This window comes from Microbacterium sp. NPDC056736, assembly GCF_042790415.1.
Taxonomy (GTDB): Bacteria; Actinomycetota; Actinomycetes; order Actinomycetales; family Microbacteriaceae; genus Microbacterium.
This window is the reverse complement of record NZ_JBHTZE010000002.1, coordinates 575,872-585,835: the sequence shown is the minus strand read 5'-3', so window position 1 is coordinate 585,835 and position 9,964 is coordinate 575,872. Positions and strand designations below refer to the sequence as shown.

At 72.5% G+C, this 9,964-nt stretch carries 12 protein-coding genes; 10 read left to right on the top strand and 2 right to left on the bottom strand.

The window, feature by feature from the left end; all coding sequences use genetic code 11:
- Position 1: 1 nt before the first annotated feature.
- Positions 2 to 784 carry a type I methionyl aminopeptidase gene (gene map / locus ACFRAL_RS07320; RefSeq protein ID WP_378881225.1) on the bottom strand — a complete coding sequence of 261 codons (783 nt, stop codon included), beginning with the start codon at positions 782 to 784 and terminating at the stop codon, positions 2 to 4.
- 119 nt (positions 785 to 903) lie between these two features.
- Here map and ACFRAL_RS07315 point away from each other — a divergent pair, with 119 nt between their 5' ends.
- The 9 genes from ACFRAL_RS07315 (at position 904) to ACFRAL_RS07275 (ending at position 8,077) form a co-directional block, all read left to right on the top strand.
- Positions 904 to 1,398 carry an MFS transporter permease gene (locus ACFRAL_RS07315; RefSeq protein WP_336396939.1) on the top strand — a complete coding sequence of 165 codons (495 nt, stop codon included), beginning with the start codon at positions 904 to 906 and terminating at the stop codon, positions 1,396 to 1,398.
- Positions 1,399 to 1,565: 167 nt separating this feature from the next.
- Positions 1,566 to 1,913 (top strand): 50S ribosomal protein L19, encoded by a 348-nt coding sequence (rplS, locus tag ACFRAL_RS07310; RefSeq protein ID WP_172989725.1) that lies wholly within the window; start codon positions 1,566 to 1,568, stop codon positions 1,911 to 1,913.
- A 134-nt stretch (positions 1,914 to 2,047) separates the two neighbouring features.
- Positions 2,048 to 2,824 (top strand): signal peptidase I, encoded by a 777-nt coding sequence (gene lepB, locus ACFRAL_RS07305; protein ID WP_378881222.1) that lies wholly within the window; start codon positions 2,048 to 2,050, stop codon positions 2,822 to 2,824.
- On the top strand, positions 2,821 to 3,480 hold the full coding sequence (locus ACFRAL_RS07300) for a ribonuclease HII (protein WP_336396941.1): 660 nt from the start codon (positions 2,821 to 2,823) through the stop codon (positions 3,478 to 3,480). The genes lepB and ACFRAL_RS07300 overlap by 4 nt, the downstream gene beginning before the upstream one ends.
- A gap of 63 nt (positions 3,481 to 3,543) precedes the next feature.
- Positions 3,544 to 3,867 carry a DUF2469 family protein gene (locus tag ACFRAL_RS07295; RefSeq protein WP_159843786.1) on the top strand — a complete coding sequence of 108 codons (324 nt, stop codon included), beginning with the start codon at positions 3,544 to 3,546 and terminating at the stop codon, positions 3,865 to 3,867.
- 111 nt (positions 3,868 to 3,978) lie between these two features.
- Complete coding sequence (locus ACFRAL_RS07290; RefSeq protein WP_336396942.1) at positions 3,979 to 4,347, top strand: YraN family protein; 369 nt, start codon at positions 3,979 to 3,981, stop codon at positions 4,345 to 4,347.
- The gene (locus tag ACFRAL_RS07285) at positions 4,344 to 5,867 is read left to right on the top strand and encodes a YifB family Mg chelatase-like AAA ATPase (protein ID WP_378881218.1); all 1,524 of its coding nucleotides are present in this window, start codon (positions 4,344 to 4,346) and stop codon (positions 5,865 to 5,867) included. The genes ACFRAL_RS07290 and ACFRAL_RS07285 overlap by 4 nt, the downstream gene beginning before the upstream one ends.
- On the top strand, positions 5,864 to 7,054 hold the full coding sequence (gene dprA, locus ACFRAL_RS07280) for a DNA-processing protein DprA (RefSeq protein ID WP_378881215.1): 1,191 nt from the start codon (positions 5,864 to 5,866) through the stop codon (positions 7,052 to 7,054). The genes ACFRAL_RS07285 and dprA overlap by 4 nt, the downstream gene beginning before the upstream one ends.
- A 117-nt stretch (positions 7,055 to 7,171) precedes the next feature.
- Positions 7,172 to 8,077 (top strand): tyrosine recombinase XerC, encoded by a 906-nt coding sequence (locus ACFRAL_RS07275; protein WP_336396945.1) that lies wholly within the window; start codon positions 7,172 to 7,174, stop codon positions 8,075 to 8,077.
- Between the two features lie 33 nt (positions 8,078 to 8,110).
- On the opposite strand, the gene ACFRAL_RS07270 is transcribed toward ACFRAL_RS07275, so the two are convergent.
- Complete coding sequence (locus ACFRAL_RS07270) at positions 8,111 to 8,650, bottom strand: murein hydrolase activator EnvC family protein (RefSeq protein WP_378881212.1); 540 nt, start codon at positions 8,648 to 8,650, stop codon at positions 8,111 to 8,113.
- 351 nt (positions 8,651 to 9,001) lie between these two features.
- Here ACFRAL_RS07270 and rpsB point away from each other — a divergent pair, with 351 nt between their 5' ends.
- The gene (rpsB, locus tag ACFRAL_RS07265; protein ID WP_378881210.1) at positions 9,002 to 9,916 is read left to right on the top strand and encodes a 30S ribosomal protein S2; all 915 of its coding nucleotides are present in this window, start codon (positions 9,002 to 9,004) and stop codon (positions 9,914 to 9,916) included.
- Positions 9,917 to 9,964: the final 48 nt, after the last annotated feature.

Sequence of the window (9,964 nt, the reverse complement as noted above, 5' to 3'; positions counted from 1 at the left end):
CTCAGGCGACGCCGAGCCAGGAGCGGTCGGTGAGGACGATCGGCCCGTCCTCGGTGATCGCCACCGTGTGCTCGGAGTGCGCGCCGCGCGAACCGTCGACCGAGCGCAGCGTCCATCCGTCGGGGTCGGTCACGAGCTCGTCGGTCGTCTGCAGGAACCACGGCTCGAGCGCGACGACGAGACCAGGGCGCAGCGGGTAGCCGCGGCCGGCCTTGCCGTCGTTGGCGACGTGCGGGTCGCCGTGCATGACGCGGCCGACGCCGTGGCCGCCGAAGTCGGTGTTGATCGAGTAGCCCTGGCCGTGGGCGACCTCGGCGATCGCCGCGGAGATGTCGCCGATGCGGTTGCCGACCGTCGCCGAGGCGATCGCCGCGTCCAGCGCGCGCTCGGTCGTGTCGATGAGCACGAGGTCCTCGTCGCGCGGCGTTCCGACGACGAACGAGACGGCCGAGTCGGCCACCCAGCCGTCGACCGACACCGCGAAGTCCAGCGACACCAGGTCCCCGTCGCGCAGGGCGTAGTCGAAGGGGAGCCCGTGCAGCACGGCGTCGTTCACGGACGTGCAGATGACCTTGCCGAACGGCCGGGCGCCGAACGAGGGGTGGTAGTCGATGTAGCAGGACTCCGCTCCGGCGCGACGGATCAGATCGTGGGCGCGCCGGTCGATCGCGAGGAGGTTCGTCCCCACCTTCGTCTCGTCGCGCAGGGTCGCCAGGGTCTCGGCGACGAATCGCCCTGCGGGCTTCATCGCCTCGATCTCGGCAGGCGTGCGCAGCTCGATCATGTGGAGGTTCCTCTCGTCCGGATCCATTCTGGCCGACCGGTGACCCCGAGGCTGTGAGGATGCCGCGCGGCGCGCGGAAGGGCACCACGGCGCGGTGGGGCGGGCGTACCATCGGGGGCATGTGGCTGCGTCGTGCGTTCTTCGGCTGGCTCCTTCCCGCCGCCTTCCTCCTGCCGCTGTGGCTGCTCGTCGGCTGGGCCGTGTTCAACGCCGGCGGCTGGGCGTTCCTCTGGGTGCTGTTCCTGGCGATCCCCGGCGTCTTCCTGTGGCAGCTGCTGCTCACCCTTCTGGTGCGTGCCCGAGGAACCGTCCGTGCGCACCGCGCGGTGTCGTGGTGGGACGTCCTCGGGTTCACGGTGTGGCACGCTCTGGTGATCTCGCTGGGGTTCTTCGCCGAGGACTGGTGGGCGCCGATCATGGTCGTGGCGATCCTCGCCGGCGTCGGCCTGTTCTGGCTGGAGCTGTGGCAGCTGTGGAGCGAGGCCCGACCCACCCGCTTCGTGCTGCGCACGTCGGAGGGGATGGCCTACCTCCCCGCCGAGGGCGCGGCTCCGGAGCAGCAGGACCGGGAGGTCTTCGTGATCACCGAGAAGCAGGCGCCGCCCGCCGGCTGACGCGTTTTGGCCGGTCGCGGCATCCGTGGCAGAATGGATGTTTGTGCCCTGACCGGTTCTGCCTCAGGGGAACCAGCTGTACGGCGTCACGCCGGAGGCCTGCGGCACACCCAGTCCTTACTATCCTTCCCGCGGTCGACCTGTGGCGGCCGCAGAGAGAGACGATCATGCAGATCCTCGACGCCGTCGATGCGGCTTCGCTCCGCTCCGACATCCCCGCCTTCAACGCCGGCGACACCGTGAAGGTGCACGTCAACATCACCGAGGGCAACCGCTCGCGCATCCAGGTCTTCCAGGGGGTCGTCATCGGCCGCTCGGGCGACGGCGTTCGCGAGACCTTCACGGTCCGCAAGATCAGCTTCCAGGTCGGCGTCGAGCGCACCTTCCCGGTGCACTCCCCGGTCATCGACCACATCGAGGTCGTGACCCGCGGTGACGTCCGCCGCGCCAAGCTCTACTACCTCCGCAACCTCCGTGGCAAGAAGGCCAAGATCAAGGAGAAGCGCGAGAACTGACACCCGCTCTCGCATCGCGGTCACGAAGCCCCGGACGCCACGCGTCCGGGGCTTCGTCGTTCTCCGCGGCGGCGCGGAATGTGCGACCCTTGAACACGGGCCGCCGCGACCGACGGCGCCTGCGAAGGAACTCCATGACGACCGAGAAGTCGGCTCCTGCCGAACCGGCGCCCGGGCCCGAGAACGCGGCAGCCCTGCAGCCGCGGCGTCGCGGCTGGCTGACCTTCCTGCGCGACGTGATCGTGATCGTCCTGATCGCTGTGCTCGTCTCGCTCGTCGTGAAGACCTTCCTGGTGCGGTCGTTCTACATCCCCTCCGGATCGATGGAGGACACCCTCCACGTCAAGGACCGCATCCTCGTCGACGAGATCACCCCGCGATTCGGCGAGTACGAGCGCGGCGACATCGTCGTCTTCCGCGACCCGGGCGGCTGGCTGCCGCCGAGCACCGAGCCCGCGCGCCCGCCCGTGGTCGAGGGGCTCGAGTGGGTGCTGTCGCTGGTGGGGCTCGCAGCGCCCGACAGCGACGACCACCTGGTGAAGCGGATCATCGGCGTCCCCGGCGACCACGTGGTCTGCTGCAACGCCGCCGGTCAGATCACGATCAACGACGTCGCGATCGACGAGACCGACTATCTGAAGCTGCCGACGGGGGAGGCCGCGGCGTCCGGCGACGCCTTCGATGTCGTCGTCCCCGAGGGGAGCCTCTGGGTGCTGGGCGACAACCGCTATCGCTCGAAGGACTCGCGGTACAACACCGAGCAGCCGGGCAAGGGATTCGTGCCGATCGACAACCTCGTCGGCCGCGCGTTCCTCGTGACGTGGCCGTTCGACCGGTTCGGCCCGCTGGACTTCCACCACGAGGTCTTCGCGAGCGTGCCGAGCCCGGCCGCGGAGGGCAGCGGGCGGTGACCGTCGCGGAGCCTCGGCTCACGCTCGAGCGCCGCCTCCTGCGGGAGCACGCACTCGTCATCGCGTTCGACGAGGTCGGGCGGGGCGCGCTGGCCGGACCGGTGGCCGTCGGCGCCGCCGTGATCGACCCCGCGCGCTCCCGCAAGCGGATCCCGCAGGGCCTGCGGGACTCCAAGCTCGTCCCGGAGCCCAAGCGCGCCGACGTCGCGGCCCGCGCGGCGGCGTGGGTCGCCTGCAGCGCGGTGGGCTGGGCGAGCTCCGAGGAGGTCGACGAGATCGGCATCATCCGGGCGCTCGGACTCGCTTCCGTCCGTGCTCTGGCCGATCTCCGGGCGCACGGCGTGGTGCCGGAGGAGAGCATCGTGATCCTCGACGGGAACTACGACTACATCACCCCCGCCGGCGCGTGGGGTCTGACCGTCCGGCCCGTCGTCAAGGCCGACCGCGACTGCGCCTCGGCGGCTGCGGCATCCGTCATCGCCAAGGTGGCACGCGACCGGCTGATGACCGATCTCCACGACGAGCTGCCCGCGTACAACTGGGCGCGCAACAAAGGCTATGCCAGTCCGGATCACCGCGAGGCGATCCGTCTGCACGGCATCAGCAGGCATCATCGCGCCTCGTGGTCGATCGCGGACGCGCCGACCCTCTTCTGAGGGTGTTCGCCTCGCGCGGACCGGACATCGAGCCCGCCCCGGCGCCCATAGGATGGAGGCACCATGGATGACGAGGTCTTCGAAGACTATGACCGCGAGCTCGAACTGGCGCTCTACCGCGAGTATCGCGACGTGGTCTCGCAGTTCCAGTATGTGATCGAGACGGAACGGCGCTTCTACCTCGCGAACGAGGTCAACGTCGTCCGGCGAGACACCGAGCACGACTTCTACTTCGAGATCTCGATGTCCGACGTCTGGGTGTGGGACATCTACCGCGCAGACCGGTTCGTCAAGGCCGTGCGGGTGCTCACCTTCAAGGACGTCAACGTCGAAGAGCTCTCGCGCCGCGACTTCCACCTTCCGGAAGAGCTCTCGCTCGACAGCTGAGCCCCGCGGCGGCTCCTCCCCAGCCCGGCGATTCCCGCCGACAGCCGGCGTTCTGAACGGATGCCTCCCTCCGCCGCCCGCGCACGCGGGACCGTGCGCGAGCATGCCGTCATGGCAGACAAGGACGTGCTCGGGCGCGCCGGCGAGGATCGCGCAGCCCGCTACTTCGAGGAGCTGGGCTATACGGTCCTCGCCCGCAACTGGCGTTCGCGAGAGGGTGAGCTCGACCTCGTCGTCGCGGACGCGCGCGCCGTGGTCGCCGTCGAGGTCAAGACGAGGCGCGGGGAGGACTTCGGGCACCCCTTCGAGGCGATCGACGCGCGCAAGCGGGCGCGGCTGTGGCGGCTCGCCGTCGCCTTCGTGGCGGCGAATCGGGATGCCGTCCAGGGGCGCCGTCTCCGCATCGATGCGATCGGACTGACCGGCGCCGTCCCCGAGCACGCCCGGCTCGAGCATCTCGTCGACGTGGAGGTGCCGTGAGCGTCGCGCGCACCTGGGCGGTCGCCCTCGTGGGCGCTGAGGGCGAGTGCGTCGAGGTGGAGGCCGACCTGTCGAAGCAGACGCCGGAGTTCCGCATCATCGGCCTTCCCGACAAGGCGCTGGGCGAGGCGGTGCAGCGCGTGCACAACGCCTGCGCGAACAGCCGCACGCCGCTGCCGCGACGCCGGCTCACGGTGAACCTCTCACCGGCCAGCCTTCCCAAGCAGGGATCCGGATTCGACGTGGCCATCGCCATCGCGTGCCTGGCGACCGAATCGTCGATGGACGCCGCGTCGGTCGCCGGCACGGTGCACATCGGTGAGCTCGGGCTGGACGGTCGGCTGCGTCCCGTCGTGGGCGTGCTGCCCGCCGTCGTCGCGGCACGTCGCGCCGGGCATCGCCGCGTCGTGGTGCCTCACGCGAACGGTGCCGAGGCGGCCCTCGTCGACGGCATGGAGGTGCTCGCCGCGGTGAATCTGGCTCAGGTCGTGGCGTGGCACGGCGGCGACGTCGAGGTCCCCGACGACGAGCCGGTCGCCGTCACCGACGACGACCCGCCCGCCGAACCCGCTCCCGAGCTCGCGGAGGTCATCGGCCAGCGCGACGCGGTCGAGGCCCTGATCGTCGCCGCCGCCGGGGGTCACCACCTGCTGATGTGCGGCCCGCCCGGCGCCGGCAAGACCATGCTCGCGCGGCGGCTGCCGGGGATCCTCCCCGAGCTCGACGACGAGGCTGCCCTCGCCAGCGCGTCGATCCGCAGTCTCGCCGGAGCCCGGGTGGTCGAGTTGTCGCGCACGCCGCCGTTCGAGGCGCCCCACCACAGCGCGAGCATCGCGGCGCTGGTCGGCGGCGGCACCCGGTTGATCCGGCCCGGTGCGATCGCCCGCGCGAGCGAGGGCGTGCTCTTCCTCGACGAGGCGGGCGAGTTCGCCGCCAGTGCACTGGACGCGCTGCGTCAGCCGCTGGAGTCGGGCGCGATCACCATCCACCGCGCGGGGGCCTCCGCGAGCTACCCGGCGCGCTTCCAGCTCGTGCTGGCGACCAACCCGTGCCCGTGCGGCGACTACGGCATCCGCGGCGGGACCTGCACGTGCCCGCCGGCGGCCATCCGCCGGTACCTCGGCAAGCTGTCCGGTCCGCTGCGCGATCGCATGGACATCGAGCTGACCCTCACCCGTGTGTCCGTCGCGCAGCGTGACCTCGGCCCGGCGATGTCCAGCGCGGCGGCCCGGGAACGCGTGAAGGACGCCCGGGCCCGGGCGCGACGACGGCTGGAGGGCACGCCATGGCGTGTCAACGCCGACGTTCCGGGAACCTGGCTCCGCGAAGGACCCTCGGCGCCGCCGCCGGCCGTGCGTCGACCGCTGGACGCGGCGCTGCACCGCGGCGCACTCACCCTCCGGGGGTACGACCGGGTGCTCCGCGTGGCATGGTCGCTCGCCGACATCGACGGACGCCCCCAGCTGGGCGGCGAGCACGTCGGTCGCGCCCTCTATCTGAAGAAGGGATTGACCCCGTGAACGGAATCGACCTCAGCCCGCGTGCCTCCCGCCGGGCACTCGCGCCGCTGGGACGCGAGACATGCGACGACGAGGAAGCCCGCGAACGCCACGCCACCGTCGTCTGGTGCCTGCTCACCGAGCCGGGTGACTCCGTGGCGCGCAGGGTCATCGCGGCGTGCGGCGCCGCGGACGGCCTCGAGGCGGTCCTCGCCGGCGACCCCGTCCCGGCCCTCACGCCGCGGGAGCTGGCCGACGGCCGCAGACGCTGGCTTCCCCGTCTCTCGTCCGAGGCGGTCGGTGACGCGGTGCGCACCGCGGCGGCACGCGGCGTCCAGCTCGTCACGAGAGGCGATCCCGACTGGCCCGATCCGATCGACGACCTCGGCGACCACGCTCCGCTGTGCCTGTGGGTCCGCGGCGACGCCACGGCGCTGCGCCGGCTCACCCCCTCGGTGGCGATCGTCGGGGCCCGGGCGGCCACGGGGTACGGCGACCATGTCGCGATGGAGCTGGCCTCCGAGCTCGCAGCGCGCGGTGTCGCGGTGGTCTCCGGGGGTGCCTACGGCATCGACGGCGCGGCCCATCGCGCCGCTCTCACGGCCGGCGGACTGACCGTGGCCCTCCTCGCCGGTGGCGCCGATCGTGCGTACCCCGCCGGGCACACGCAGCTGATCGACGACATCGCCCGACGCGGTGGCGTCGTGATGAGCGAGGTGCCGTGCGGCTCGGCGCCGACGAAGTGGCGATTCCTGCAGCGCAATCGCCTGATCGCCGCTCTCGCGGGGGCGACCGTCGTCGTCGAGGCCGGGTGGCGCAGCGGATCCCTGAACACGGCGGGCCACGCCGCCGCGCTGTCACGGCCGCTCGGCGCCGTCCCCGGCCCGATCACCTCGGCGGCGTCGGCCGGCGCGCTGCGCCTCATCCGCGAGTACGGAGCCGAGTGCATCACCGGTGCCGACGACGTCTGCGAGATGCTGGGGCTCAGCGCGCACGCGAACGGCGCGGCGTCCGCGGACGGCTACACCGACGACACCACGCGCGTGCAGGACGCCCTGAGCAGCCGGGTGTGGCGCGGCGTCGATGAGATCGCGCGGCGCGCAGGGATGGCGCCCGACGCCGTCGAACCGTGCCTGGGCATGCTGGCGCTGGCCGGGGAGGCCGAAGCGGGCGCGAGCGGATGGCGGCGTCCGCCCGGCGGCCGATGACGACCGGGTGCGCGCGAGGGCACCAGACCCGCCGCCGTCCAGCGATCGGGGCCGCCGCGCGCCGCGAGAGGTGCGTCGTACTGCGACGCCGAGTCGTTCCGGGCGCAAGCTGGGGGAGTGGAGATCTCGGAGGCGGCCGACGCGTACCTGCACCACCTGGCCGCCGTGCGCCGCCTCGCACCGGCCACCGTGCGGGCCTACCGATCCGACCTTGCGGGACTCGCCGAGGCCTGCGGCGACGCGGAACTCGCCACGGTCGACCTCGAGCAGCTCCGGGAGTGGCTGTGGCGGGCCGTCCAGCGCGGCGACAGCCGCGCGACCATCGCGCGGCGCACGGCCGCCGTGCGCGGCTTCTTCGCGTGGGCGGCGGAGGAGGGCGCGATCGCCGCGGACCCGAGCCTGCGGCTGGTCGCCCCGAAGCGGGGGCGCACGCTGCCGAAGGTGGCGACCGTCGACGCGCTGAACGGCGTGCTGCTGCGCCTGCAGACGGCCGCCGCGGAGGGCGACCCGGTCGCCCTGCGCGACCACGCCGTCCTGGAACTGCTGTACGGGGCGGCGGTGCGGGTGTCGGAGCTGTGCGGGCTCGATGTCGACGACCTCGATCGGGAGCGCCGGACGCTGCGCGTCCTGGGCAAGGGGTCGAAGGAGCGGGTCGTGCCGTTCGGCCTGCCGGCGCTGCGGGCGGTAGAGGCGTACCTGGTGCGCGGTCGGCCGGCGCTCCTCGCCCGCGGCGCGACGGACGCGGCGGCATCCGCCCTCTTCCTCGGTGTGCGGGGTGCGCGCCTCGGATCACGCGCGGTCTACGACCTCGTGTCGCGAGAGTTGGGCCCCGAGATCGGAGCCGGTGCAGGTCCGCACGCACTGCGGCACTCGGCGGCCACGCATCTGCTCGACGGGGGCGCGGACCTCCGCGCGGTGCAGGAGATGCTGGGCCACGCGAGCCTCGGCACGACGCAGATCTACACGCACGTGTCGAGCGAGCGCCTCGCGGCCTCGTACCGCCTCGCGCACCCCCGCGCATGAGCGGCGGCCACCCGGCCGGCTGAGCGCCGCCGCTCAGCAGCACGGGAGCAGCACGGCGCGCGGCACACCGCCGAGCAGCACGAGCGGGTTGACGTACTCGCCGCCCAGTCGCACGCCGAAGTGCAGGACGCCCGGCTCGATGTGTCCGCCGGTGGCCAGCACGCCGACAGGAGCGGATGCCGCCACGGGCGTCCCCGCGACGAGCTCGGAGGCGACGGGCTCGAGCGTGGTGACGAGGCCGTCGCCGTGGTCGATCGTCACCACCGGTCGCCCCGCCACCTGACCCGAGAACGCGACGACCCCCGGGGCGGGAGCGATGACGGGGTCGTCGTCGAGCGGACGCAGATCGACCCCGCGATGGCCAGGCCCGTACCGGTGGGGCGGGGCGACGAACAGCCTCTCCAGCCGGAACGGGTCGACCGGCCATTGCCATCCCCGTGACACCGCCACCGAACCGCCGTCCCCGGCGGGGAGCGGGTCGGCGCGGCGGGCGCCTGCGGCGGGCGTCGGCCCCCCCGCGACGAGGAGGAGGGCCGCGGCGACGCCGACCGCGCGGGTGCCGGCTGCTCTCATGCCCTCGACTCTGCGCTGCTCCGGGAGCCGATCACGCGGGAGGGACGAGAGACGTGGAGAACCGCGGTGAGGGCGACATGGGGGAGGAGGGGCGGTGGGGTCGCCTGCTGATACACTGGAGGCCGCACTCCGCCTGTCGGAGTGACTCCGCGTGCCCAGAGCGCTGCGATCCGGTCTCCGGTCCCCGAGGTCTCCGAGGGGCAGCAGCGCGGCATCCCATCCCATCGGTCCCCGTGAACGCCTGAGTGCGAGCGCGGGGCGGGAGAGAGCCGGGCGCCAGGCCCGCCGGCACCACACCGGCGAGAGAACAACCGCAAGCAGGCGCAACAGCGCCGGAACAGGAGAACGGCCATGGCCGTCGTCACCATTCGCCAGCTGCTCGACAGCGGCGTCCACTTCGGACACCAGACCCGCCGGTGGAACCCGAAGGTCAAGCGCTTCATCCTCACGGAGCGCAGCGGCATCCACATCATCGACCTCCAGCAGTCGCTGACGTACATCGACAAAGCGTACGAGTTCGTCAAGGAGACGGTCGCGCACGGCGGCACCATCCTCTTCGTCGGCACCAAGAAGCAGGCGCAGGAGGTCATCGCCGAGCAGGCGACCCGCGTCGGCCAGCCCTACGTCAACCAGCGCTGGCTGGGCGGTCTGCTCACGAACTTCTCGACCGTGTCCAAGCGCCTCGCGCGCATGAAGGAGCTCGAGGAGCTCGACTTCGAGGACCCGGCGGCGAGCGGCTTCACCAAGAAGGAGCTCCTCCTCAAGAAGCGCGAGCTCGACAAGCTCCACAAGTCGCTCGGCGGCATCCGCAACCTGCAGAAGACCCCCTCGGCCATCTGGGTCGTCGACGCCAAGCGCGAGCACCTCGCGATCGACGAGGCGTCCAAGCTCGGCATCCCGGTGATCGGCATCCTCGACACCAACGCCGACCCCGACGAGTTCCAGTACCCGATCCCCGGCAACGACGACGCGATCCGCTCGGTGGGCCTGCTCACCCGCATCATCGCCGACGCCGCCGCGGAGGGCCTCATCCAGCGCCACCAGCCCAGCGACGAGGCCGCCGACGCCGAGCCGCTGGCCGACTGGGAGCGCGAACTGCTCGAGCAGGGCGCTCCGGCCGAGACCGAGGCCGCCGCCGTTGAGACCGCCGCGACCGAGTCGGCCTCGGACGAGGCCGGTGCGGAGGCCGCCGAGGCTCCCGAGGCCGCTGAGGCTCCCGAGACCGCTGAGGCTCCCGAGACCGCCGAGGCGACCGCCGCCGAGTAAGGCTCGCACACGCACTCCGCCTCGGCGGGATCGCCCTGGCTGGACGGC